The sequence below is a fragment of the Aureimonas sp. D3 genome, from assembly GCF_001463805.1.
GTDB classification, from domain to species: Bacteria; Pseudomonadota; Alphaproteobacteria; order Rhizobiales; family Rhizobiaceae; genus Aureimonas; species Aureimonas ureilytica_A.
Map to the genome: position 1 here is coordinate 12,654 of NZ_BBWM01000045.1, position 25,162 is coordinate 37,815.

Sequence of the window (25,162 nt, forward strand, 5' to 3'; positions counted from 1 at the left end):
GGGCCGGCCTTGCCGCTGGCCCGTCCTTCTGGAACGCCATGCTGACCCTTGCGCCCCCCCTCTTTGCCTCGCCGGAGCTGTCGCCCTCGCTGGGCGGCGCGTGGCGTGGGCGGATCGATCGGTTCGATCCCACCGGGGGCATCGAGGGATGGGCGGTGGCCATCGACAGCCCGGCCGTGCCCCTTGAGCTGGAGTTGACGGTCGGAGGCGATGTCCTGGCGCTCGGCGCCACGGGCCTCGCGCGGCCCGACATCGACATGCACCTCACCGGCAGCGCCCGGTCGGGCTTTCGCTTCGATCCGTCCGTGTTCGGGCGCCTTGCCAAGCTGGCGAGCCATCGGCGGGACCGGCAGGTCGGCGTGCGCGTGGCGGGCACGGACATCATGCTCCTGCCGCCCTCTGGCCGCGCGCCGACCGTTGGCGAACTCGTGTCCCTCTGGCGGGACGCCATCCTTTCCGATCTCGGCCGCCGCGAAGCGCCGCTTCCCAAGGGCGAGCGGCTGCTGGCGCAGCTGCGGGCGCTCAGGCTGGAGGCCGAGCCGCTGCGCGAGCGTGCGCTGCGCCCTTTGTCCGACGGCGAAATCGGGCAGATCGATCTCGTTCATCTCTCGTCTGAGGGGCAGGTCTGGTTCATCGGCTGGACCAAGCGGGGCGTGGAAACGGAGTTTCCCGCGCTCATCGCCGACCGGCTGAAGTTTCCGGCCGGCATCGCCATCGCGCCCTACGAGCGGTCCGACCTCTCGGCCAATTGCGTCGGCGTCGTAGGCCTGATGGAAACCGGCTGGACGCCGCCGTCGCAGTTCAAGGACGGTTTCGTCTATGCCGGGCGCAACGGCCAGTTCCATCTGCGCCTGACGCCCCAGACCCGCCTCGTGCGCGCCGAAGCCTTCACCGCCGCCTATGCCCAGCTCCAGCCCGCGCTCGTGGGCGGGCAGGGCGATGCGATGGGCGCGGTTCTCGCCTCCGTTGCCAACTGGCTGCCCGGGGCGGCGTCGGCCGGCGGCACCTTCGTGGAAGGCGGCGTCGATCGCCTCCTGCTGATCCCCGGTTTCGGCGCGCTGGCCGAGGGCTGGGCCGTCAGCCCCGCCAAGCGCGTCGAGACCTTTCATCTGAAAATCGGCGACACGGTGCTGACCGCCGACGAGCCCTCGACATCGTTCCGTCCGCGCGCCGATCTCCAGGCCGTCTTCGGCGCTGCGCCGTCCATCACCGCCCGCGCCGGCTTTGCCGCGATCTTCCGCGGGGCCTTGCCAGTCGGCGCAGCCTCCACGCCGCTTCTGCGCGTCGTTCTGGAGGATGGAACCTCGGCGGTGCTGCGGGTCGATGCCAAGGCGCCGCGCCGCGTCGATCTCGTCTCGGACGGCGACGAGGTTCTGTCGCTCTTTCCCTCGCTGCGCTTCGAGCCCTCCTATCCCGCGCTTCTCTCGGCGGTTCAGACGACGCTGCGCGCGGAATGGCGCGAGCCCATGGTGCTGTCGCTCGCCCCGGCCGAGCGCGTCGTGGTGATCCGCCTGCCCGGCGAGGATGCGAGCCTGCGCCTCGTCTTCGACCGCGCGGCCCGCAGGCTGCGCGACCTGCCAGAGGGCGTGGGTTTGGCCTTCGTGGCCGATACCGGACGCCTGCGGGCCGAGGCGCTTCTGCGCTTCGAAGAATTGCGCGAGCGCGCCCGCGCGCCGCTGTCGCTCTTCGCCGTCGCCCATCCCGACGAGATCATGGCCGAACTCCCCTGGCTGCTCGCGCGGCTCGGCGCGGGCCGTTTCGTGCATGTCGGCCGGGGTCTGGTGCTGACGAATGAGGGCTGGGCCGGCGCGATCCGCAGTCTGGAGCGGCGCGGCCATTTTCTCGATCGGTTCGAGATCGTTGATGACGAAGGCCGGCCGGATCGCGTGGACGGCTCGCTTGCCGCCGCCTGCTTTGGCTGGAGCACGCCGGCCCTCATCGAATGGAGCCGCACGGCCCCGCGCTTCCTGCGCGGCACGCATGGCACGGGCGCGCTGCCCGATCATGCCGCGTTCGACCGGATCGTGCCCGGCGGAGCCATCCGGCTGGAGCGGCCTCGCGCCTCGCGTCTGGCCGATCTCATCGATGGTGACGTGTTGAAGGGGGCGGCGCGATGAAGCTCGGTTCGACGCGCCATATGGGCTTCGATCAGGCGCTTCTGCCCAAGCGGATGGCGATCGTCTCCCACAGCCATCCCTCGCTCTCCAAGGGCGGCGCGGAAATCTCGGCCTATGCGCTGTATCGCGGCCTGCGCGAGATCGGCATCGACGCCATCTATATCGGGGCCTGCGCCGAAAGCGACCGGGGCAAGCTGGCGCTCGGCAGCGACAGTGAGTTCGCGCTGTTTCGCGACGCTGCGCGCTACGACCATTTCTATCATCTCGCGCCGCTCGGAGTGGAAGACGATCTTCTGGCGATCCTCGCCGAGCAGCGCATCGGGCTCATCAATTTCCACCATTTCTACAATATCGGGCTGAACACGCTGCGCGCCGCGCAGCGCCTGCCCGAGATGCTGACATTCCTGACGATCCACGAATTCCTCGCCATCTGCCACAATCACGGGCAGATGGTGACGCGCCCCGCGCAAATCCTCTGCGAGCGCGCCCGCGCGGAAGACTGCCTGTCCTGCTTCCCTAGCGAAAGCCGCAGCCGCTTCGCCCTGCGCAAGGAAACGATGCTGGACGGGTTCGGCGCGTTTGACGGGTTCGTTTCGCCGAGCCGCTTTCTGGCCGAGCGCTTCATCGAATGGGGCTTGGGCGCGGACCGCACGACCGTGATCGAAAACGGCCTCCTGAGCCCGCCGGAAACCTCGCGCGCGGAGCGCGGCGAGGGGGCCTGGGTCTTCGGCTTCTTCGGCCAGATCACGCCGTTCAAGGGCGTCGACGTCATTCTGGACGCCGCCGATCTGATCGCGAAGGATGCCGACCTGGCCCGCAAGGTGCGCCTGCGCATCCATGGCAATCTCGTCGGCCAGTCGCAGGGTTTCACCGAGCGCTTCGAGGCGGCGCTGAAGGCCTATCCGTTCCTGACCTATGCCGGGGCCTATAACAACGCCTCCGTGCACCGGCTCATGTCGGAATGCGACTATCTCGTCATTCCCAGCAAATGGTGGGAGAATTCGCCCGTCGTCATTCAGGAAGCCTATTCGGTCGGCCTTCCTGTCATCTGCACCGGCATCGGGGGCATGGCCGAAAAGGTGCCGGACGGCGTGTCGGGTCTGCATTTCCGCTTGGGCGATGCCAGCGATCTGCTGCGCGCGATCAAGCTCGGGGCCGACCGGCGCAATCACGAGACGCTGCGCCGGGGCATTCCGCATGTCTCCAGCGCGCGAGACATGGCCGAGCGCTATCTCGCCTTCTTCGCCACCATGGCGGCCACGCGCCTCGTGGAGGCGCGATGATCCAGGGGCATATCGACTTCGTGTCGCGTGTGCGCGTCGAGGGCTGGGTCGCCAGCCGCGACATTCCCATGCGCGGCCAGCGAGTTCTGGCCTTCGTGGACGAGACCTGCGTCGGCGGCGGCTTGGTGGATGTCTTCCGGCAGGATCTGGCCGATGCCGGGCTGGGTGACGGGTTCGTGGGTTTTCGCATACCCGTCGCGCTGGAGCCGTGGCACGATGCGCGTCTTCTGGATATCAGACTGGAGGGCAGCGCCTTTCTGCTGAAGCAGGGGCGCGCGTGTCTGGCGGCGCGCGAGAGCGTCGGCGAGGACCGCCGGCGGCAGGGTCGTGACGCGGAATCCTTGTCCTGGATGCTCTCGCGCGGCTGGATCGACCAGCTCCAATATGACGCGCTGCGCCTGCTCGGGCAGCTCGGCGTTCACACGCAGATTCTGCCGCCCGCCTTCTCGCATCTGGAGCCGCGCCGGCGCTGCGACGAGGCGGCGCTGATCGCGGCGGGCCTTCTGGAGCTTCATCTGCTTCAACCCATGGCGCTGGAAATCCGCGAGAATCGTTCGATCGAGGATCTCGCGGCGATCCGTGCCGAACTGCGCGAGACCTTCCCCGCCGCGCCGCCCGTGATCGGCCTTTGGTCGCCGCGTCGCGGCACCGTGGCGATCGAGGAGGGCGGGCATCACGGCGTTCTGGCGGATGGCGCGAGCCCGATCGAGCACGGGTTCGGCGATCGCGAGCTTCTGATCCTCAATCTCGACACCGCCCCGGCGCTGGCGCGCGGCGGCGGGGCCGATCGCTTCATCGCCTTCGTGCCCTGCCGGCCGGAGGCTTGAGCCATGTTGGCCGAGGCGCCCCGTCCCCTGACCAGCGAGATGATGGCGCTGCGCATCTTCTCGCCCTTCGCCTATCCGCTGCCGCGCATGGCGCGCATCGTGCCGGTCGTGATGGGCGAGGCGGATCGGCTGTCGGCGAGCTTCCCGCTCGTCTGGCGGCGCACGGCGACGGGGGCCGAACTGGTCGTGCTGCGAACGCTGATGGAGGACGGAACGGGTTTCGCGCCCGGCATGGCGCGCGCGCTGGCGCTGCTGCCGCTGCTTCTGCAAGCCTATCCGCTGACGCTTCGCCCTGATGGCGGTGCTGACGCCGCGCCCGGTCCTCGCCTGATGATCGATACGGCCGTCGCCGACGAGCCGAGCGATGCCGGCGCGCCGATCGCGACCGTCGAGGGGCGCATGTCGCGCGGGGCGGAGCTGCGCATCCGCGCGCTCCAGCTGTTCGAGCGCGATCTGGCGCGCACGCGAGGCCTTTCCAACGCCTTGGCGCGGCGCGGCCTGCTGGAGCCCTGGCCGCTCGCCTTCGATCTGGGCGGGGGTAAGCGCTGCGACATCCAGGGGCTTCTCGTCGTCCCGCCCGCATCCTTCGACACGCCGGCTTTCGGGCCGGTGATGGAAGAGTTCGGCGTGGCGGCGGCCAAGCTTCTCGGCCTGCATCGCCTGTCGCTGTTTCGCACCGGCCAGCTTCTCGCCATGGCGCGAGCGGCCTCGGCCAAGGTCGTCGCGGCATGAGCGGCGCGCTTCCGCTGGCAAGCTTCGCGGCGCAGCGCTTCGCAGCGCCGCGCGACTTCCGGCTGGCGACGCGCGGCGGCTGGGTCGGCGTCAACGACACCGAATATCTTCTGACTGCGCATCACCTGCCGCTGGTCGTCCGGCTGGAGAATGGCGAGCCGGTTCTCTGCGCGCTTGTCGCCTCGTCCGATCTGCCCAAGCCGGCGATGGACCCGGACGGGCGCTGGCTGCTCGGCTATCTCCCGATCGCGCTGCGCACCTATCCTTTCATCCTGTCGGGGCGGGAGGCGGCAAGGCCGCTCGACGAACTCGACATTCTGCCCCATCCCGGCGTGATCGGTGCGCAAGGGGCGGCGATCTGCCCGGACGCGACCACCGGCCAGCTCGGCCCGGAGCTGACGGCGATCCGCAACACGCTGCACATGACGCGCATCGGCAAGGCGCGGCTCACCCGCGCGCTCGATCTCCTGCGCATTGCCGGCATCCTCGTTCCGCTGGCCGGCGAGAGCGGGGAGCCGCGCGAGGAGTGGACGGTGGACTCCGCCGCCTTCATGGCGCTCGGCCACGCCGCCGCCGCCTCGCTCGTGCACCAGTCCTTTCTGCCGCTGGATCTGGCAAGCGCAATTCTCTTCTCGCGCCGGCACTTGCGACCCGAGCGCCTGCCCAAGCCCGAGCCGCGCACGGATCTGACCGCCCGCGCGCCGGCCGCGATCGTCAGCGATCCGACCGACTTCATGCTGGCAAGCCTCGAAGCCATGGATTTCGCGCTGGATGCGAGCGACCTGTTCGATCTCGGCGACGCGGTTCTGGGCCCGGAATTCGCGCCGCCGCCCCCGCCTGTTGATGAGGATGAGGAGATGGCGGCATGAACGCGCCGTTCTCCATCGCGGACCTCGCCGCCCGGTCGTTGGACGCGCCGCGCCAGGTGCTGAATGTCGGCTGCGGCCCGGCCCATCCCGGCAAGCTCCATCCCGCGTTCCGGGGCCTCGGCTGGCGCGAAGTACGGCTCGACATCGAGCCGCTGGTGCAGCCCGATATCGTCGCCAGCATCGTGAACATGCGCGGTGCGGTGGCGGATGCGAGCTTCGACGCGCTCTGGTCCTCGCACAATCTGGAGCATCTCCACGCCCATGACGTGCCGCGCGCGATGGCCGAGTTCGCGCGCGTCCTGCGGCCGGACGGGTTCGCGCTCGTGACCTGCCCCGATGTGGAGGCGGTCGCGCGCTTCATTCTGGATCATGGGATCGACGAGGTGGCCTATCGCTCGGCGGCCGGGCCGGTCACGCCGATCGACATGCTCTGGGGCCACGGCGCGTCGATCGAGGCGGGCTTCGGCTTCATGGCCCATCGTACGGGCTTTACGCTGGCGAGCCTCGCGCGGCAGGTTCTGGCCGGCGGCTTTGCCGAAGTGCGCATGTCGCGCAGCCGCTACGCGCTGTGGGCGCTCTGTCTCATGCCGGGTTGCCGGCTCGATGCGCTGCGCGCCGATTTCGCCGAGAGCGAGCAGGCCGAGCTTCTGGGGCCTGCGGAGGAGGAAGGCGGGGTCGGCTTCGGCCCGGCATGAAGATCCTCTTCGTTCACAACAATTTCCCGGCCCAGTTCCGCCATCTCGCCGAATATCTGGCGGCGGACGAGGCGCACAGCGTCCATGCGATCGGCGCGGAGCACGCGCGCGCCGTTCGCGGCGTCACGCTTCATCGCTATTCGATGGCCTCGCTTGGCCCTGGCGCGGCCCATCCCTTCGCGCGGCGTTTCGATGTGGAGTCGCGCCGCGCCGAACAGGTCCTGTATGTCGCGACCATGCTTCTCTCGCAGGGCTTTGCGCCCGATATCGTGGTGGTGCATAGCGGCTGGGGCGAGGCGCTGCCGCTGCGCAGCGTTTTCCCCGGCGCGCGCATCGTCGTTTACTGCGAATATTTCTACCGGACCGAGGGCGCGGACGTGAACTTCGATCCGGAGTTTCCCGCCCTCGGCCTCGACGGCGCGGTGGCGCTCCAGGCGCGCAACGCCATGACCCTTCTCGCGCTGGCGGACGCCGATCTGGCGCTGACTCCCACGCCCTGGCAGCGCTCCACCTTTCCGCCCGAACTCGCCAGCCGCATCCGCGTTGCCCATGAAGGGATCGACACCGACCATGTGCGGCCCCGGCTCAACGCCCGCTGCCGGCTGGAGGACGGGCGGGTGCTGACGCGGGACGACGAGGTGATCAGCTTCGTCAATCGCAATCTCGAACCGCTGCGCGGCTATCATGTCCTGATGCGCGCGCTGCCCAGAGTGCTCGCCGAGCGACCGAAGGCCCATGTCGTGATCGTCGGCGGCTTCGGCGTCTCCTACGGGCCGCGCCCGCCAGGGGGGCAGACCTGGCACCAGATTTTTCTGGACGAGGTGGCCGGTGGGCTGGACCTCAAGCGCGTGCATTTTCTGGGCCATCTTCTTTACGAGGACTATCTCTCGGTTCTCGCCGTGTCACGCGCCCACGCCTATCTCACCTACCCGTTCGTTCTCTCTTGGTCCTGCCTCGAAGCCATGGCGACGGGCTGCGTCGTGGTGGCCTCCGACACGCCGCCGGTGCGCGACGTCATCGACGGGTCGAACGGACTTCTCGTGCCCTTCCATTCCCCCGACGCGCTGGCGGAAGCCCTTCTGTCGGTCCTACGCACGCCCGAGCGCTATGCGGCATTGGGGCGCACCGCGCGCGAGACGATCCGCGCGCGCTTCGACCTGCGCCGCGTGGCGCTGCCCCGGCTGGTTCGGCTGGTGACGGGCGACTCCGCGCCGCCTGCGCGCCCTGACGCGGGCGAGCCACAGCCCGGCCAATGGCCCGGCGGCTGACCCGGTTTCGATAAAAGCCGAGAGCGTCTAACAACACCTCCGGGGTCGGTTGGCCGGCCCTTTTCGTCAGCCACTTCGTCGCGAATGCTCCCCGATGCTGACCTAGCATCGACTGTGCTTCGCTCCGTGTGGACGGACGAAAATCCCTCGCCCACCCTCCGCCCGGAGGTTTTGTTAGACGCTCTTAATCTCTTTTCGGCATGTTTGGGCCCGACGAAAAGGGCGCCGGTGCCCTCAGGTGGACGACATGCGCGCAGCCCTTGTGAAGTATTCCGGACGGCGACTGAACAATCACAAGGCCGTTTGGTTCGATGTTCCCTTCAAGGACACGCTCGAAACCTACTACAACACAGGCGATATTTGCGTCTACGACTCCACCCTGCGCGTCGTGGACTATACGGAAGGCCATCTCCTCAATATCGACGAGCCGGTGACGGACGCCGAGCTGAAGCGGCTGAAGGAGAATTGCGACTTCATCCTGCTGCGTGGCTCCAACTATATTCACGAGGAAATGGACTGGGGTCATTTCCTCGCCTGGATCGAAGCGCTGAATATGCCCGTCCTGTGCATCGGCGTCGGCGCGCAGGCCGAGCAGGAGCGCCCCATCATCCTGCCAACCGAGGGCCGGCGCGTCTGGCAGGCGATCGCGGAGCGCACGCCCATGATCGGCGTTCGCGGCGCCTTCAGCGCCGAGACGCTGCATCGCAACGGCATCCACAATCTCGAAATCGTCGGCTGCCCCTCGATCTTCCGCTCGCTCGACCGCAGCATGACGCTGCGCCACCGGCCGGACGGCCCCAAGCGTGTCACCTTCAGCCTGCGGCGCGAGGTCGGCTCGACCTATGCGGTCGATCCTATCAAGTTCGCGCTGACGCAGAAGCGCATGATCGCCAAGCTCGCGCTCGTGTCCGACCTGTTCCTGTCCTGCCATGGCGAGCCGGAGGAAAAGGCGTTCTTCTTCAAGGCCCCTCGGCACATGGAGGCGGCCGCCGCCAAGCTCGTGGCGGAGGGCTGGTTCGACGAGACGACGGGGCAGGTGATGCGCGATCTCTACGAGCGCCGGCTCTACTATGTCGGCGCGCCCGATGATTACGATCTCTATGCCCAGCAGTTCGATGCCGCGCTCGGATACCGCGTTCATGCCGTGCTCCCGGCGGTGGCGGTCGGCGTGCCCGGCGTTCTCTTTTCCTACGACACGCGCTCGCGCGAACTCGCCGAGACCTTCGACCTGCCGATCTACTCGCCCGAGGAGTTCGAGCGCCAGACGCTGAAGGACGCCGTCGATCCCTCGCGCTTCGAACGCTTTCAGTCGCTCTTTGCCGAGCGCTATGACCGCATGAAGAATTTCATCGAGAAGAACGGCGTGCGCTCGCGGATGTAGGGTCGATCCGTACCCGCTTCAGAACGATGTCGCGATCGGGCGTCACGGTGCAGCCGTCCGTGTCGGCGCGCACGAAGGTCAGAGCCGGATGGTCGCCGACAGTGCCAAAGTTTCGGTCGGTGCTGTCCGGGTCGATCAGCGCGGGATAGGAGATCGCGTCGGAGGCGTCGCAGGAGCCGAAAAGCGGCGCTTCCATCAGGAGCGCCGGCCCGGCCCAATGGAGGAGATCGGGGCTGGTCGCAACGTAGACGCCGGTGCGCTCGCGCCCATCCGCCCCCTTCGCCCGGCCGCGCATGGTGGCGATGAACGTGCCGCTCGCCTCGTGCCACGTCAGGCTGGTGACCGGCCAGCGCAGGACATCGGGCGCGACGGGGTCGCAGAGATGGCGCTCGGGTTGGATCGGCCCCGCATAGGGATCGGCGAGCGCCGTGTCGAACGCGCTCCCGCGCCACACGCGCCAAGCGCTCGGGTCTTCCAGCGTGGGCGTGCGAAGGAGGCAATTGCCGCTCCGCTGGGGCTTCGGCGCGACCACATTCGCCATCGCATAGAAGGCTCCGTTCCAGGCGATAATATTCGTCGGCTCGAAATAGCCGGCATGGTGGCCGCGTGTTTCCTCCGCGCGAAAGGGCAGGGCGGCGATGAGCCGGGGCTGCGTCGGCTGGAAGTGAAGCCCGCCATCCTGCGACACCGCGCCCGTCAGGCTATTGTACCAGCAGGCCGATTCCTCGCCCTTGCGGCACGGCGCGCCGAAACGCTCGCCATGATATTCGTTGTGAACGAGCGCGAAGACCCCTCTGCCGTCGGGCGAATAGGTCGCGCCGATCCAGCTCTGGTTGTCGAAGCTCGCGGGGTCGGCGCTGCCCGCGCCCTCGAAGGCGACCGCGCAGCCATGGCGCAGCGAGAAGAGATCGGGCCCCGCCAGCCAGCGTCCGCGATAGTGACTTTGCATCACATGAACCTGCCCATCCGCCCCGCGAAAGGCGCGGGTCGGCGTGTCGGGAATGTCCCAGGTCTCGCAGGCCTCGGCCGCATGGCGGAACAGGATGTGCTCCCCCTCCTCGACGCGCATCGACAGGCTTGGCTCGCTGGCCGCCGCCGGCAGGGCGAGGCAGGTCGAGACGAGGGCCGCGCCGATCCGGTGCCCGGCCCGCCGGCGAGACGAGGGAGAGGGCTGGCTCATCGAAGGCATCCTGGTTCCACGCCCATGCGGGATCGTTCCTCTGGCTGACGATCAGCTTCGTCCGGCCGATCATACGTCCTTAAAACTACCTTCAGACTCCTTTGAGACAATGAGGAGATGGCCGCTAACGGGCTGAAAAGCTTAACCGCTGCAAAGCTTATGGGCCAGAAGCCCACGGGCTGAAAAGCTGAACGGCTGCAGGAAACGAGAAGACGCACGCGGCGCACGATGCTGCGGCAGGAGGAGAGCCGGTCGATGCGCATCCGGCGGCGGAGCAGCGGAACGCGGACGGGGCGAGGTGTCCTGCTCGTTGATCGCGCGCGTCCCGCGAGCCGGGCTGGGCCAAGGAAGGGGGGGCCATGACATCCGTCACGTCGTCGCCGCTTCTGGGTGTCCTGCGCGAGTTCTCCTACGGCTATTTCGCGCTTCTGGGCTTCGGCTTCTTTCTGCCCTTTCTCTATATGGCGATGTCGCTCATCCCCATGAGCATCATGGAGCGCGTGAGTTCGAGCCGGAACGCCTCGACGCTGATCACGCTCATCATCATCGCCATCGTCGTCACCGTCACCTACACGCTGCTCGAGGTCGTGCGCGCGCAGGTGCTGGAGCGCATGGGCACGGTGATCGACCAGAAGCTGACGCGCATCTGCTTCGACGCCTTCAACCGCGAGCGCCGCGCGGGCGGCGGCACGCCCGCCCAGGCGCTGGCCGACCTTCAGACCACCCGCCGCTTCCTTTGCGGTCCGTCGCTCTCGGCGATGATCGACGCCTTCTGGTCGCCGCTCTTCGTGATCGTGATGTTCTGCATCAGCGGGGCCTTCGGCCTTCTGATCCTGGCGCTCCTGGGCTTCTCCGCCTTCGTCTCCATCACCACGCATTATCTCGTCGCCGGCCATCTGAAGGCCGCCCAGCGCCTGGAAGGCGAGGCGAACGAGTTCGGCTTGGCCGTGTCGCGCAATGCCGAGACGCTGCGCGTCATGGGGATGCTGCCGACCGTGACCGAGCGCTGGTACACGCTCCATAGCGATGGCGTCGCCTGGCGCAACGCCGCGCAGACGCGCGCCGCGCGCATCGGCCTCGTGCCGCGCATGGTGCAGAACGGGCAGATGATCATCGTCTATGGCGTGGGCGGCTTCCTGTTTCTGGCCGGCCAGATCCATGTCGGCGTTCTGTTCGTCGTCCTGATGATGATGATGCGCGCGCAGGGGCCGCTCCAGTACATCATCAACAATTGGAGCGCGATCCAGTCCTTCTGGATGGCGGCCAAGCGGCTGGACCTTCTCCTGCGCGCGGTCGGCGCCGAGCGTGAGCATATCGCGCTGCCCCCGCCCAAGGGCGCGCTCGTCGTGTCGCGTCTCGTCGGCGGCCCGCCCGAGGTGGACAAGCCGATCATCAACGACGTGTCCTTCACGCTTCTGCCGGGCCGCATCATGGGGGTGGTCGGCCCGAGCGGGGCCGGTAAGTCCTGTCTCGGGCGTCTTCTGGTCGGCATCTGGAAGTCGCGCCGGGGCACGGTGGTCTTCGGCGAGCAGGATCTCCTCCATTGGAACGAGGACGATCTCGGCCGCCATATCGGCTATATCCCGCAGGACGTGGAATTCCTGCCCGGCACGATCGCCGAGAACATCTCGCGCTTCGACCCGGCGGCCACCAGCGAGAAAATCCTCGACGCGATCGAGATGGCCGGCATTCACGACATCATTCGCGGCCTGCCGAACGGCTACTCGACGCGGCTGGGGCTGGGCGGTCATACGCTGTCGGGCGGCCAGCGCCAGCGCGTCGCGCTGGCGCGCGCCGTCTACGGCCGCCCCCGGCTTCTCGTGCTGGACGAGCCGAACTCCAATCTCGACGCGTCCGGCGAGCAGGTGCTGGGGCGCACCATGCAGGCGATGCGCGACGACGGCGCGGCGGTCATCGTCGTGTCGCACCGCGTCAGCCTCCTGTCCTTCTGCGACGATCTCCTCGTGCTAAACGAGGGCTCGGTGCAGGCCATGGGCGGGCGCGAGCAGATCTTCAGCCGCCTTCCGCGTCTTCGCGGCGCTCCGCCGCCTCTGGTTCTCCAGCCAGACCAATTGGTGCGCTCGCTATGAGCGCGAAACTCGTCATCGAGGCGCCGCAGCCCAATACGGATTGGCGCGCGGCGCTGCGCACGGGCTATATCGTTCTGTTTCTGGGCGTCGGCCTGTGCGGCGGCTGGGCGGCCTTCGCCCATGTCAGCTCCGCCGTCGTCTCCAACGGCGTCTTCTCCGTGGAATCCTACCGCAAGACGGTGCAGCACTACGAGGGCGGCATCGTCTCCGAGATCCTGGTGCGGGACGGCGATCTCGTGGAAGCGGGGCAGACGCTCCTGCGCCTCGACACGACGCGCACGCAGGCAACCGCCGCTGCGGCCGCCAAGGCGCTGGCCGGCGCGCTCGCCATCGAGGCCCGGCTCATCGCGCAGCGCGATCTCAAGGACTATATGATCGTTCCCGAGGAAGCGGCCTCGCTTCTGCGCGGGACCGACAGCAGCGAGATCGACGACAATCACCGCGAGTTCGAAAGCCGGCGGCAGGTTCTGGCCGGCGCGCTCGAACTTCTGGACGCGCAGGAAAAGCAGGTTCGCAACGAGATCGAGCAGACCAAGCTCGACACCCAGACCGCCAACGAGCAGTTGGCGAGCCTGACGGACGAGCTGAGCGGGCTGCGCCGCCTTCTGGAAAAAGGCCTCGTCGCCGTCAGCCGCGTCAATGCGCTGGAGCGCCAGAAAAGCCTTCTCGACGGCAGCGTGAAGAAGGCGCGCAACGACGCGCAGAAGGCCAGGGACAAGATCGCCGAGATCGGCCTTCGCAAGGAATCGCTGCGGAAGGACTATCGCCAGGAAGCGGCCAATGCGCTGGTGGAGATCGGCAAGCAGATCGCCCAGCACCGGCAGGAGCGCCAGATCGCGCTCGACCAGATGTCGCGCACCGACATTCGCTCGCCCGCGACCGGCACGGTGCAGCAGATGCGCGTCTTTACGGTGGGCGGCGTGGTGCGCCCCGGCGAGCCCTTGATGGATGTCGTGCCTGAATCCAACGAACTGAGCGTCAAGGCCAAGATTCCGCCCTCCGACATCGACCGCATCGAGGAGGGGATGGAGGTGGAACTCCATCTGGCGGCCCTCATGAAATATCGCCGCGAGCGGCTGGTCGGCACGCTCCGCTACATAGCGCGCGACGCGATCACCGAGGCCAACCCGAATATTCCGCCCTATTTTCCGGTGGAGGTCGCCATTTCGGGAGACGCCATTCCCGCCGACATCCGGGACAAGCTCGTGGCCGGCATGGAGGTCTCGATCATCATTCCGACCAAGGGGCGCACCGTCCTGCAATATCTGACCGCACCGGTGCTGGAGAATATCGAAGAAGCGCTGCGCGAGCGCTGACCGCGGCCGGTTGCCGGACACGCGAAATTGCGTCGCAGACCCCATTTGCGACGGAGCCAGGGGAGCGTTGGAGCGTTCACTCGACCGATCGGATTCGGGAGAATGCTATGACCAAGCCTTTGTCGCTCGCCATGATGCTTTGGATGGCGTCGACCGCGCTGTCCTTTGCGGCTCCCCCGCAGCCCGATCTCTCGGAAAACGCCATCAACTCCGCCTCCTTCTCGGACTGGACCGCGCGGCGTGAGGCGGCAAAGGCCGAGGCGGACGCCGCGAAGGACCCTTCCGGCGGCGAGGCAGCCCAAGCCCAACCTGCGGCCTCGGAAGAAGGGGCAAACGAACCTGGCAAAAAGCCCGAAGACGAGGAGGCCGCCAAGGCGAAGGACGCAGCGGACCCGTTCCTGATCCGGCTTCAGGTTCTGCTCGACCACGCGCATGCTTCACCGGGCGTGATCGACGGACGCTCAGGCGGCAACACGGATAAGGCCGTTCGAGCCTATGGAGAGATGCAGGGGCTCAACGAGGATGGCGCTTTGAACGAAGAGGTCTGGGCGAAACTCTCTGCCGACGCTGGCCCAGCGGTGAAGAGCTACCAGCTGACCAAGGAGGATGTGGCCGGGCCTTACGTGCCCGACCTCCCGAGCGACTATGCCGAGATGGCCAAGCTCGACCGACTGGCCTATCGCGACGCCGCCGAGATGCTGGCGGAGCGCTTCCACATGGACGAGGCGCTGATCCGCAGCCTCAACCCGGAGGCCGATTTCAAGACGGAAGGCCAGACGATCCTCGTCGCCGATCCGGGTGCCGATCCCGAGACCAAGGTCGATCGCATCGTCGTCGACAAGTCGAAGGGCGAACTCATCGCCTATGCCGAGGACGGGCGTATCGTTTTGATGGACCCCGCGACGATCGGGTCCGAAGACACGCCGTCCCCCAGCGGCACGATGAAGGTCAAGGGCAGCGCCCGTGAGCCCACATACGAATACGATCCCAAGAAGAACTTTCAGCAGGGGAAGAACCGCAAGAAGCTGACCCTGCCGCCCGGCCCCAATGGCCCGGTCGGGTCGGTCTGGATCGACCTATCCAAGCCGACCTACGGCATTCACGGAACGCCCGAGCCTTCTCAGATCGACAAGACCGCCAGCCATGGCTGCGTGCGCTTGACCAACTGGGACGCCGAGGCGCTGTCGCGTCTGGTGAAGCCGCTGGAAACCGTGGTCGAGTTCAAGGGATAGGGCTTGCGTTTTGGCAGGGCCGAGGTGGCGGGCGTGATCTGTGGACGATCGCCCGCTCCTCCATTCGGCCATGGCGGAAGCAGGATTTCGCGCCCATATCGGTCCCACAGGACCCGCGAAACGGACCCATTGCCATGAGCGATCTCGAAGCTGAGCACGACGTCTGGAAGGCGCTTCGCCGCGAGGCGCTGACCGCGCCCGATGGATGGCTGAACATCATCGGCCGCTATCCCCTGGAGGAAGGCACCGTCAGCGTGGGGCGCGCCGAGGACAACGACATCGTTCTCTCGGCCGGGCCTGATCGGGTCGGGCGTCTCGTTCAGGATGAAGAAGGCCAAGTCATCTTCGAGCCGGCCGATGGATCGGAGCCGCTGCGCCTTGCCCTTTCGAAGTCGCAGCCGCCCCGTTTCACCTCCGGCCAGTTGCTTCTGGAAGTGATGACGATCAACGGCGAAAACGCGTTGCGCGTGCGCGACACGCAGTCCGGCGCCCCAGCCGCGCTTGGGGCCCTCAGGAGCTTCCCCTTCGATCCGTCCTGGCGGCTTTCAGCCGATTGGGTGCGCCTTGATCAGGCCCACAGGCTGGAGATCGATACGAGCCGCAGCATCCGCACCGAGGTCGAGGCGACGCACAAGGCCGTCTTCACCCGCGACGGCCAGCGCTTCGAGCTGCTGGCGACGCATGGCTCGGCGGAGAGGCCGCAATTCGTCTTTCGCGACGAAACGGCGCGCACGGGCGAAACCTATGCCGCCGCGCGCTTTCTGTTCGGCGAGGACGTGACGGAGACGAGTATCGTGCTCGACTTCAATCGCGCGGTCAGCCCGCCCTGCGCCTTCACCGACTTCGCCGTCTGCCCCCTGCCACCGCGCGAGAACATTCTGCCCATTCGCATCGAGGCAGGGGAACTCAAGCCGGACGGTCACTGAACAGAACGCGGCGGGCTGGTTTCCGGCCTGCCCCCCGTCGCCCTTCTAGGCGTCGATCTTCGCGCCGATGGCGACGCGCCCCTCCGAGATCGCGGCCAGAAGCGCCTGATGGTCGAGCGCGTTCTGGTCGCCATAGGCCTCCGCCCATTCGGCGAGCGCCATGTCGAAGCCTTCATTGTCCGGCCCGCCGCAATAGCCGGAGATCGCGGCGGCGTCCCCCGTGCGCGCATGGGCGCGGGCCAGAAGCGCGCCATAGCCGAAGGCGAAGAAGATGAGCGAGCGCCCGCCCAGCAGCGAATGGGGGATTTCGCCCTTCATGTTGCGCATCTGACGGACGTAGAAGGGACGGTCGTTGATCGTCGTCCAGCCGAGAAGCGGATCGCCCACCGCCTGAAGAAGCCGTTGGCCGTAGACGACGCGCGCGCCCTCGTGCGAGCCGTAGGGCTCGGGCAGGGGCGGCACATAGGGCGCGTGCGAGGGGCGCACGGCCTCCTTCACCTGGAGAAACAGTGCGTCCTTGTCGGAATTGCCGAAGAGGAGCGCGAGATAGGCGCGGGTGCCGACGCTGCCGACGCCCACCACGCGGTGCACGACGTCCACGACATGATAGCGGCTGAGCATGAAGCGCCGCTCGCGCGGCAGGGACTCGGCATAATGCTCCAGCCCGGAGATGACGCCTTCGCGCGTCTCGTCGTCGATCGCGGCGAGGATCGGCGGATCGAGGCGGAAGCGCCAGCCGCCGTCCACCTGCCGCTCGCCTACCTTTTCCAGAAGCGCGGCATTGTCGCGCTTGCGCGCCTTCTCGACGGCCTTCTTCAGGATGGCCTGCGAGGCGGCGTCCATTTCGATGCCGTCGAAATCCAGCCGGTCGGCCCGCGCCGCGCGATGCCAGACATCGATCGGCCCGCAGGGGGCAAGGTCCACCATGGAGCGGCGATAGCCGCGAACGCAGCTCATGACGATGCGCTGGCGCTCGTCCTGCCCGATGCCCTGCTCGCGGGCGGCGATGGCAAGGCTCGCCACAAGACGCTTCAAGTCCCATTCCCAGGGGCCGATCGTCACCTCGTCGAAATCGTTGAGATCGAGCACGACATCGCGCTGCGGCGTGCCGAACAGGCCGAAATTGCTGATATGGGCGTCGCCGTTCATGACGACTTCGATGCCGCTGGTCGGCGAGCGCGACAGGTCGAGGGCCATCACGGCGGGCGCGCCGCGCAGAAAGGCGAAGGGCGATTCCGCCATGCGCGCCATGCGCAGCGGCACGAGACGCTTCTGCCGCCCCTCGTTCGATTGCTCGATCAGCGACACCGGGTCCGGCCGCCCCTCCGGCGAAGGGGGCGTCGCGTGAAGGCCGTGCGGCACCGCGCCGCGCAGCCGCTTGCCGGCCGCGCGCCGCCGCTCCCACGGCTCGCCCTTGGCGCGAAGGTCGATGCGCGGATAGGCTTCGGCCGGGGCGAGAACAACCGCCGCCGCTTCGCTCGTCTCCAGCGCTCCATCGGGCTGCAACGTGTCGAGCAATGGGATCGCGCAGACCGAGGGAAGGTCGATTTTCATGCTGTGTCTTTGTTCCTGACTACCCAAGAGAACAAAGCGTCCTTCACGAAAACGTCAAGCCACCATTCGCCGCAGCGCACGGGCTTGGTTTGCAGCGTGGCTACCGACATGGCGAGCGCTGCCGACATCGCAGGGCGGACGAAGTCGCCCTACCACTTCCGACCATTGGCATTGGGGCCGAGCCGACCGCCGACAATGCCGTGGCTGGGCCAGGAGCGCACCGAATGGACATCGCGTCCCAGCGCGAGGGTTGGAGCGCGTTTCGGCCTTTCACGCGCGTTGCGCACCAGAATGTCGATCTGGTCACGATCTTTCGCGCCATGATCGTCCTGCGCGGTGACGACGGCGGTGTGAAGCCCGTCGGAAAGACCTTCGAAGCTTGCGCTCCAGTGCCCTTCGCTCGCGCGGCTCATCGGCACGTCCTCGCCTGAACCCAGACGAGCGGTGACGGAAACGGCTGATCCGAAAATCTCGGCGCGAAGCTCGACGCGTCCCTCCGGGACCTGCGTTCGCGAGGTGTAATCCGTTACGAGGCGAAGGTCGGAGGGCGAGGTGATAAGAACGAAGGGGCCGGGCTGACCCATTGCGCGAAAGCGCCAGGAGACGACGTCCCCGTCCAGCGCGGACAGCGAAAAGCCCGGCTCGCCCCCCGCTTCCTCGATCTCGCCGGTGGAGCGCGTCGCGCCATAGATCACATGGCCGTCGTTGAGCACGTCGTTATAATGCGTGTGTCCGGTGCCGACATAGCGCACGCCGCTTTGCGCAAAGAGCGAGGCGACCTCCTCGCAGCCTTCTTTCAGATCGCCGGGGAAGGCGTGCATGAAGACGAGCGCGCCCCGTGCGCTGTCGATCTCGCCCAGCGCCCGGCGCAGCCATGCGGTCTGCTCGCGGCCCAAGCGAAAGTCCGGCCCGCCCGCTCCGGCGCTGACGATATCGAGAAACAGGCAAGGCGTACCGGCAATCACCTCCATGCGCGGCAGGGCCTGTGGCGCGAGAAGCGCACGAAAGTCCTGGAGATGGCCTGCCTCGAAATCATGATCGCCTGGAAGAACATGCAGCGGCGTCTTGAGGTGTCGCGAGGTCTCCGCGACACGGCGAAACTGCTCAGGCGTGGCGTGATTGGCGTTGTCGCCCGGCAGCACGGCGAAATCCAGTCGCTCCGCGAAGCCTGCATTGGCCTCGGCCACCAAACGCTCGAACAGGGCAAGACTCGCCCAGTCGTCGCCTTCGCAGGCATGAAGATCGCCGAACTGCAGCCAACGAAGCATGGAGAAACTTTCGGATCGGGGCGATGGGAAAGGGTATGGAATGCGGTTCGGGGAGGTGGCCGAGGTGGGAAGGTCCGAGGGCGTCACGAGCCCGGCGAGAGCACGCCGAGTTTCCTACCGAAATCGAAACTCACGTCGATTTTCGAGGTGCAGGATGCGCCAGACCAAACCTTGCGGCCTAAAGCGAAGAAACGGGGCGGCAAGCCGCCCCGTTCATGAATGGGGTCAGGGACGCTTGGTCGGAGCCGGCGGCGGGGGCGGCGCGCCATTGGCGTCGGCCGGGCCCGGACGAGCGCCTGCGGGCGGCGGCGGGGGCGCATCGCCCGGCCGGGGAGCAGGCGGAGCCATCAGGTTCGGAACCTTGTCGATCAGCGGCTTGGCGGCAGCGAGGCACGCGTCGATCGGCTCTTCACCGCACTCGATCAGCAGGCCCATCTCCGGTCCCATGCGCAGCTCGACGCCCTTCACGAGCGGAGGCGGCGGCGGGGGCGGAGGCGCGTGGGGGCCGCGCGGGTCGGGACCGGCACCGGGCGGGGGAGGCGGCATATCGCCCGGCGCGCGCGGACCCTTGGCCATGGCTGGCGGCGGGGGCGGTGCGTCGGCGTCCGCAGCGGCGGGGGGAGTCGCCGGCCGGGGCGCTGGCTGCTGCGCTGCGGCCCAGGAGGTGAGGCCGACAGCGAAGGCCGTCGCCAGCAAGGCTTGCTTCATCATTCCTGCATCCTTTCACGGGTTCGTGATGCGCCGTGGAAAGGGCGGTGGGGGCGGTTTGGTTCCTGCCTAAATGATAGAATATGCGAGGCGCATCTGTGAATGAATGTCGCATCCTGCCGGCGCAGTGGAGACCCGTTCGACACTTTCTTTGGGCAGAAGCGACGGAACGTCGAGGTTTGAACGCGACCCACTTGGCGGATGCGTCGAAGAAAGCCGAGGATCGGCCCCAAGCCAAGGCGGGAAAAATCCGCCGGATCGAATGGATCGGCGCTCGGTACGGTCTACGACGAGGTCTGGCCGCGCGCATCGATCAGGAGTGCCACGGCCGAGATGGCATTGTCGACATTCAGCTTGGAAAGGATGTTGGCCCGGTGCACATCCACCGTCCGCGCGCTCAACTCCAACTGGTAGGCGATCAGCTTGCTCGACATGCCCGTGGCGACGAGTTCGAGGATTTGGGTCTCGCGTGCCGTCAACAGGGCCAGGCGCTCGCGGGCCTCGCGGGCCTTCACGTCGCGCAGCTCGTTCTGCCGGTCGATTTCCAAGGCGATTTGAATGATGGCCAGGAGCGCCTTTTCGCTGAACGGCTTCTCGATGAAATCCGTCGCTCCTTGCTTCATGGCCCGCACGGCCAGCGGCACGTCGCCATGTCCGGTCATCACGATGAAGGGTAGATGGCTGCCGGATGCGCGCACATGCGACAGGAGTTCCAATCCATCCATGCCGGGCATCCTCACGTCGCTGAGGATGCAGCCGGCCATTTCCTGCGTGAGGTTCTCCAGGAACGCATCCGCCGTGCCATAGATCTGGCAGGGCAGATCATGAGCCGCCATGAGGAAGCTCAGCGACTTCAAAACATCGCGGTCGTCGTCGATGATATGAACCACGGCACTACGAGACATGGGAACTCGTCTTTTCCTTTCGGGCGGGGATCACGAATCGGAAGGTCGTCCCGCGTCCTGGTCGCGGCTCGACGGCGATCTTTCCTCCATGCGCCTCGACAATGCTGCGACAGATCGACAGGCCGACACCGAGGCCGTTCGATTTCGTCGTGTTGAAGGGTTGAAACAGGGTCTCGGCGATTTCGGGCGCCAAGCCCGGCCCCGTGTCCGAAACCGCGATCTCCACGTGCCGCCCGCAAGGCGAGGGATTGGCCGTCACACTCAACTCCCGTTGCGGTGAATCCTCCATCGCTTCGATCGCATTGCGCATCAAATTCAGCAGGACCTGTTGGATCTGAACGCGATCGGCATGGATGGTCCGCGCGTTCGGCGACACGGCGATGCGGATCTTCACATCGGCTTCGCGGGTGCCGACCATGGCGAGGGCGCAGGTTTCTTCGACGAGTTTGGCCAGAGCCTCATCTTGCGAGTGCCCTTGGGTCCGCTTCACCAGCGATCGAAGCGATCGAATGATTTCGCCGGCGCGAACGGCCTGTTCGGCCGCCTCGGAAACGGCCTGGCCGACGAGGGCGCAGTTCGGGCGAGCGTCCCCATCCGGTTGTTCCAGCAGCTTGCGGCAGGCATGGAGATAATTCGTGATGGCCGTCAGCGGCTGGTTGAGTTCGTGCGCCAGAGCCGAAGCCATTTCGCCGAGCGCGGTGAAACGCGAAACTTGGAGAAGCTCGGCCTGGATTTCCTGAATGCGCTCTTCCGCCGCGCGTCGTTCGGTCAGGTCGCGGATGAAGCCGGTGAAGAAGTGGCCCGTGCCCGTTCGGATTTCCCCCACGCTCAGTTCCATCGGGAAGGTGGACCCGTCCCGGCGCTGGCCGATCACGATGCGGCCGATGCCGATCACCTTGCGCTCGCCCGTGGCGACGTATCGCGCAAGATGGCCATCGTGAAAGGATTGATAGGGCTCGGGCATCAGGCGGCGCACATTCTGGCCGACGATCTCACCGGACGTGTAACCGAAGAGCCGCTCGGCGGTCTTGCTGAAGGAATGGATGGTGCCCTTCTCGTCGATGACGATCATGGCATCGGGCACGGTCTCCAGAATCGAGCGCATGTGCTCGTCGGCGACCTTGCGTTCGTGGATGTCTTCCGTCGTGCCGTACCAACGCAAGATGGAGCCATCGGCGGCAAGGCGCGGAAAGGCTTGCACCCGATGCCAACGGTAGGTTCCGTCGCGCAGACAAACCCTGATTTCGACCCTGTAGGGGTGACGGTCGCGGGTTGCGGCAAGCCACATCTCATAGGCGTTGTCGCGCTCGTCCGGATGAAGCGCCTCGCGCCAGGCGAAGCCTTCGCCCGTTTGGCCCGTCAGAACTTCCCATCGGTTCGAGAACTGGTCGACATATCCATCGGGTCGTGCGGTCCAGGCGATCTGGGGGCTGAGTTCCATCGCATGGCGGTAGTTCTCTTCGCTTTCGCGGCGAGCTCGGACCACCTCCGTCGTATTGGTGCAAATGCACAAAAGGCCCCCTATGGCGCCAGCGTCATCCCGCACGGCGCTGGTGGAGAAGGCAAAATGCATTTCCCGCGGGCCGTCGCCGAGATCCAGATGCAGTTCGAGGTCGTCCCCCAAGCTCGAGCCGCCGGCATAGACATGCTCGATCATGGGCCGCAGTTGTTCGGCCGCTTCGCTCCAGACGTCGAGAACGGGACGCCCCAGCGCAGCGGGGTGCTTGCTCCCCAGAAACGAGATATAGGCGTCGTTATAGAGCATCGTGTGCGATGGGCCCCAGACAACGAGCATCGGCTGCCGCGACTCGAGCATCACGCACATAAGAACGTCCACGGCCACCGGCCAGGAACCACGCGGCCCCAGAGCCGTGCCGGACCAGTCCAGGCCCTCGATCAGATCGGGCATCACGCGCGGCAGGCAATCGGGGGCGGGCGGGGCCGTCGATGAGGAGTTGCATGTCTGGCTCGGCGTCATTTCAGGTCCCCTCCCTGCTTGCCGGCTCGCGACCCGACGGATTCGCCCAAGCGAGGACTGGCCTAGAATGGACGCCAGCAAAGTCGGGAGCAACGTTTACCTTGGAATACGCTGGAATGGGGTAAATAGGGTCGCGCCTACGGATGTAAGGACGGCGCCCTGCCGGCGTCTCGGATCTGCTCTGACCACCCCGCACGCATCGTCAGATGCGATCAAAAATCTCTTGATTCCATCATTCCATGGAATTATGGATTGATGCATGGCAAACGAATCGCGTGAGTGGACCGACGAGCAGTTGCAGGCCGCTGGCACGATGTTTTCGGCCCTCGCCGATCCGGCTCGGCTTCGGCTGATCGTCGAATTGGCGCGGGGGGAGGCGACGGTGTCGGATCTCGCCTCCGCCACGCAGGAGAAGCTGACCACCGTGTCGGCCCGGCTCGGGCTGCTTTGGTCGGCCCGGCTTGTGGCGCGTCGGCGGGAGGGCAAGTCCATGCTCTATCGGCTGCACGACGCGCATGTGCTGACGCTTGTTTCGAATGCCTTGGATCACGCCTGCGAAGAGCATCATTCCTGAAAGGAGCAACCCATGGCTGAGAATTGCACCGTCCACCACGACCACCCGCACAAGCATGGCGCCGGCTGCGGCCATACCGCCGTTCGGCACGGCGATCATGTGGACTACCTGCATGACGGCCACCTGCATCACCCCCATGGCGACCATGTGGACGAGCATGTGATCGAGGTCAGCGCCACCAATCCCGACCGCTGCAATCACGGCGAAGGCTGCACCGGGCACGAGGCCGGTCATGTGCATGGCCCCGGCTGCGGCCACGAAGCCGTGCCGCATGGCGATCACGTGGACTATCTCGTGAATGGCCGCCTGCACCATCCCCATGGCGACCATTGCGACGATCACGGCCCGTTGGAAGTCGTGTCCGCGAGCTAAGCTCAAGCGGGCCGGCATCCTGCCGGGGTCACGCTGGCCGGCTCGTCGTCGGCGCGGTGTCCGACGGGCCCCTATGAGCTTGTCGGCGTTTCGAAGCGCATGGTTTCGTGCAGCCCCAGCCAGGCCGCGAGGCGCTCCAGTTCCGCCTGGAGTGCTTCGCGTGTTCCGTCCGGCGCGCCGGGTTCCAGATGGATGGAGCGGATGACGAGGCGCGAGGCGGCGCGGTCGGCCTTGAGATCGACACGCGCTGCGAGCTCCTCATCCAGCAGAAACGGCAGCACGTAATAGCCGTATTGGCGCTTGTCGGCGGGAACATAGATTTCGATCCGATAGCGGAAGCCGAACAGGCGCTCGGTGCGCGAGCGCTCCCAGACCAGGGGATCGAAGGGCGACAGGAGCGCCTGTGCCGCGATCCGTCGCGGGCGCTTGGCATCCCGGTGCAGCCAGGCATGGCGCCAGCCCGGTACATCGACGGCGACCAGCACGCCCTCTTCCGCCAGCGCGCGAATGGCCGGGCGCGCCTCATCTGGCGTCAGGCGGAAATAGTCGCGCAACTCGCCCTCGGTCGCGATCCCGAGCGCCGCGCCCGCCCGTTCGATCAAGGCCCGATGCGCATCGGCCGCGCCGGGTGTCGGCTGGCTCAGGACATCGGCCGGGATGACCCGCTCGGGCAGGTCGTAAACCCGCTCGAAATTCCCCCGCCGCGCGCCGGTCGTGATATGGCCGGCCCAGAAGAGCCATTCCAGCGCGCTTTTCGTGTCGCTCCATTCCCACCAGCCGGCCTTGCCCTTATGGCTTTCGAAATCCGAAATCGCGAGCGGCCCTTCGCGACCGATCCGCTCGTGCAGCGCCATGGCTTCCGACCGGCGCTCGGTCGCGAAACGTCGCATCCGCCCATACCCCGTCTCGCCCCGGTCGGCCGCCGCCATGCGCCAGCGCAGGAGCGGTTGCAGTTCGAAAGGCAGGAGCGAGGCTTCGTGCGCCCAATATTCGAACAATCGGCGCTGGCGCTTCGGCCCCCAGGCCAAAGTGTCGAGATGGGTGCGCTCATAGGGGCCTAGACGCGAAAAGGCGGGCAGATAATGGGCGCGGGACAGAACATTGACGCTGTCGATCTGGTGCAGATGGAGCCTGCGCAGCGTGCGCTGCAGCTGAAGCGGACCAGGCGCGGCGCTGGGCCTGGCCCCGAACCCTTGCGCGGCGAGGGCGATCCGGCGAGCCTGCGGCAGGCTGATGGTCTGTGTCGTCATCTCCCGCTCCGTTCGCCGATCCGATGCCTCATCGGAACGCCCGCCGAAAGTTCCAGCGGGGAGAAGACAGGATTTCGGCCGCCCTGACCACCCGAACTTCAGGACGCTTGTTTGCCCTCGGTTTTGGGAATGAGCGTGAAGGGCTGGGTGAGGCTGGGGTCGGTCGCAATATTGGCGCGCATCTTCGCGAGCCCGGCGGCCAGAAGCGTCATCTCTTCCTTGCTCAGCCCACGCGTCGTCGTCTGGTATAGGGCGTCGAAACCCGGATCCAGCTCGATCATCAGCTGGATGGCCTTATCGGTCGGATGAACGAGCTTGGCGCGGCGATCGAGCGGGTCGCAGCTTTGCGTCACATAACCGTCCTTGCGCAGGCGATTGATGTGGGATGACAGGGACATGGGTTCGATTTCCATGCGCTCGGCCAGAACATTCTGGCGCGAGCCGGGAGAACGGATGACATGTCCCAAAGTGCGGATCGCGGCCGGGGTGAGACCGGCCGGGTTGCAGGCCAAAGACGCCTCGAACGCCTCGCGAAAGCGCCGCGCTGTTTCGGTCAGGAGGAACAGCGCCTCGGCTTGGGGATGCGTGTCGGGCACAGGTCGTCTCGTGATGGGAAGGAGTGACGCCCGCGCCATAA

Annotated in this window: 22 protein-coding genes; 14 read left to right on the forward strand and 8 right to left on the reverse strand. The window is 66.8% G+C overall.

Annotation, left to right across the window (positions count from 1 at the left end; all coding sequences use genetic code 11):
* The first annotated feature begins 38 nt into the window (after positions 1-38).
* The 8 genes from AUL36_RS13010 to AUL36_RS13045 all read left to right on the forward strand — a co-directional run bounded on the left by AUL36_RS13010 (position 39) and on the right by AUL36_RS13045 (position 9,172).
* Positions 39-2,117 (forward strand): hypothetical protein, encoded by a 2,079-nt coding sequence (locus AUL36_RS13010; RefSeq protein WP_062221458.1) that lies wholly within the window; start codon positions 39-41, stop codon positions 2,115-2,117.
* Positions 2,114-3,400 carry a glycosyltransferase gene (locus tag AUL36_RS13015; RefSeq protein ID WP_062221459.1) on the forward strand — a complete coding sequence of 429 codons (1,287 nt, stop codon included), beginning with the start codon at positions 2,114-2,116 and terminating at the stop codon, positions 3,398-3,400. The genes AUL36_RS13010 and AUL36_RS13015 overlap by 4 nt, the downstream gene beginning before the upstream one ends.
* Positions 3,397-4,227, forward strand: a complete 831-nt coding sequence (locus tag AUL36_RS13020) for a hypothetical protein (RefSeq protein ID WP_062221460.1) — start codon at positions 3,397-3,399, stop codon at positions 4,225-4,227. The genes AUL36_RS13015 and AUL36_RS13020 overlap by 4 nt, the downstream gene beginning before the upstream one ends.
* Before the next feature lie 3 nt (positions 4,228-4,230).
* Entirely contained in the window at positions 4,231-4,959 is a 729-nt protein-coding gene (locus AUL36_RS13025) for a SapC family protein (RefSeq protein ID WP_062221461.1), read from the forward strand.
* The gene (locus AUL36_RS13030; protein WP_062221462.1) at positions 4,956-5,828 is read left to right on the forward strand and encodes a SapC family protein; all 873 of its coding nucleotides are present in this window, start codon (positions 4,956-4,958) and stop codon (positions 5,826-5,828) included. Before AUL36_RS13025 ends, AUL36_RS13030 begins: the two co-directional genes overlap by 4 nt.
* Positions 5,825-6,523, forward strand: a complete 699-nt coding sequence (locus AUL36_RS13035) for a class I SAM-dependent methyltransferase (RefSeq protein ID WP_062221464.1) — start codon at positions 5,825-5,827, stop codon at positions 6,521-6,523. The genes AUL36_RS13030 and AUL36_RS13035 overlap by 4 nt, the downstream gene beginning before the upstream one ends.
* The gene (locus AUL36_RS13040; RefSeq protein ID WP_062221466.1) at positions 6,520-7,791 is read left to right on the forward strand and encodes a glycosyltransferase; all 1,272 of its coding nucleotides are present in this window, start codon (positions 6,520-6,522) and stop codon (positions 7,789-7,791) included. Before AUL36_RS13035 ends, AUL36_RS13040 begins: the two co-directional genes overlap by 4 nt.
* A 247-nt stretch (positions 7,792-8,038) precedes the next feature.
* The gene (locus AUL36_RS13045) at positions 8,039-9,172 is read left to right on the forward strand and encodes a polysaccharide pyruvyl transferase family protein (protein WP_062221468.1); all 1,134 of its coding nucleotides are present in this window, start codon (positions 8,039-8,041) and stop codon (positions 9,170-9,172) included.
* Here the strand turns inward: AUL36_RS13045 and AUL36_RS13050 are convergent.
* Positions 9,138-10,352 (reverse strand): hypothetical protein, encoded by a 1,215-nt coding sequence (locus AUL36_RS13050; protein ID WP_062221470.1) that lies wholly within the window; start codon positions 10,350-10,352, stop codon positions 9,138-9,140. The two genes, AUL36_RS13045 and AUL36_RS13050, sit on opposite strands and share 35 nt — an antisense overlap.
* A gap of 359 nt (positions 10,353-10,711) precedes the next feature.
* Between AUL36_RS13050 and AUL36_RS13055 the strand changes: the two genes are divergently transcribed.
* The 4 genes from AUL36_RS13055 to AUL36_RS13070 all read left to right on the forward strand — a co-directional run bounded on the left by AUL36_RS13055 (position 10,712) and on the right by AUL36_RS13070 (position 15,916).
* On the forward strand, positions 10,712-12,442 hold the full coding sequence (locus AUL36_RS13055; protein WP_062221472.1) for a type I secretion system permease/ATPase: 1,731 nt from the start codon (positions 10,712-10,714) through the stop codon (positions 12,440-12,442).
* Entirely contained in the window at positions 12,439-13,758 is a 1,320-nt protein-coding gene (locus AUL36_RS13060; RefSeq protein WP_062221474.1) for an HlyD family type I secretion periplasmic adaptor subunit, read from the forward strand. Before AUL36_RS13055 ends, AUL36_RS13060 begins: the two co-directional genes overlap by 4 nt.
* A gap of 107 nt (positions 13,759-13,865) precedes the next feature.
* On the forward strand, positions 13,866-14,990 hold the full coding sequence (locus AUL36_RS13065) for a L,D-transpeptidase family protein (protein WP_244497122.1): 1,125 nt from the start codon (positions 13,866-13,868) through the stop codon (positions 14,988-14,990).
* A gap of 134 nt (positions 14,991-15,124) precedes the next feature.
* Positions 15,125-15,916: a DUF1684 domain-containing protein gene (locus tag AUL36_RS13070; protein ID WP_062221477.1), complete on the forward strand. Its 792-nt coding sequence runs from the start codon at positions 15,125-15,127 to the stop codon at positions 15,914-15,916.
* Between the two features lie 45 nt (positions 15,917-15,961).
* Here AUL36_RS13070 and AUL36_RS13075 read toward each other — a convergent pair whose 3' ends face one another.
* The 5 genes from AUL36_RS13075 to AUL36_RS13095 all read right to left on the reverse strand — a co-directional run bounded on the left by AUL36_RS13075 (position 15,962) and on the right by AUL36_RS13095 (position 22,329).
* On the reverse strand, positions 15,962-17,470 hold the full coding sequence (locus AUL36_RS13075) for a DUF2252 domain-containing protein (RefSeq protein ID WP_082655823.1): 1,509 nt from the start codon (positions 17,468-17,470) through the stop codon (positions 15,962-15,964).
* 149 nt (positions 17,471-17,619) lie between these two features.
* Positions 17,620-18,738 carry a metallophosphoesterase gene (locus AUL36_RS13080; RefSeq protein WP_062221479.1) on the reverse strand — a complete coding sequence of 373 codons (1,119 nt, stop codon included), beginning with the start codon at positions 18,736-18,738 and terminating at the stop codon, positions 17,620-17,622.
* Positions 18,739-18,963: 225 nt separating this feature from the next.
* Positions 18,964-19,449, reverse strand: a complete 486-nt coding sequence (locus AUL36_RS13085) for a hypothetical protein (protein ID WP_062221481.1) — start codon at positions 19,447-19,449, stop codon at positions 18,964-18,966.
* A gap of 281 nt (positions 19,450-19,730) precedes the next feature.
* Positions 19,731-20,351 (reverse strand): response regulator transcription factor, encoded by a 621-nt coding sequence (locus AUL36_RS13090; protein WP_082655824.1) that lies wholly within the window; start codon positions 20,349-20,351, stop codon positions 19,731-19,733.
* Complete coding sequence (locus AUL36_RS13095; RefSeq protein WP_062221485.1) at positions 20,341-22,329, reverse strand: PAS domain S-box protein; 1,989 nt, start codon at positions 22,327-22,329, stop codon at positions 20,341-20,343. The genes AUL36_RS13090 and AUL36_RS13095 overlap by 11 nt, the downstream gene beginning before the upstream one ends.
* A gap of 259 nt (positions 22,330-22,588) precedes the next feature.
* Here AUL36_RS13095 and AUL36_RS24655 point away from each other — a divergent pair, with 259 nt between their 5' ends.
* Together AUL36_RS24655 and AUL36_RS24660 are read left to right on the forward strand one after the other, a co-directional pair.
* Complete coding sequence (locus AUL36_RS24655) at positions 22,589-22,903, forward strand: ArsR/SmtB family transcription factor (protein WP_244497123.1); 315 nt, start codon at positions 22,589-22,591, stop codon at positions 22,901-22,903.
* Between the two features lie 12 nt (positions 22,904-22,915).
* Positions 22,916-23,275 carry a hypothetical protein gene (locus AUL36_RS24660; protein WP_058598491.1) on the forward strand — a complete coding sequence of 120 codons (360 nt, stop codon included), beginning with the start codon at positions 22,916-22,918 and terminating at the stop codon, positions 23,273-23,275.
* A 71-nt stretch (positions 23,276-23,346) separates the two neighbouring features.
* On the opposite strand, the gene AUL36_RS13110 is transcribed toward AUL36_RS24660, so the two are convergent.
* The gene (locus AUL36_RS13110; RefSeq protein ID WP_062221487.1) at positions 23,347-24,525 is read right to left on the reverse strand and encodes a winged helix-turn-helix domain-containing protein; all 1,179 of its coding nucleotides are present in this window, start codon (positions 24,523-24,525) and stop codon (positions 23,347-23,349) included.
* A gap of 98 nt (positions 24,526-24,623) precedes the next feature.
* Positions 24,624-25,121 carry a MarR family winged helix-turn-helix transcriptional regulator gene (locus AUL36_RS13115; protein WP_062221489.1) on the reverse strand — a complete coding sequence of 166 codons (498 nt, stop codon included), beginning with the start codon at positions 25,119-25,121 and terminating at the stop codon, positions 24,624-24,626.
* Positions 25,122-25,162 lie beyond the last annotated feature (41 nt).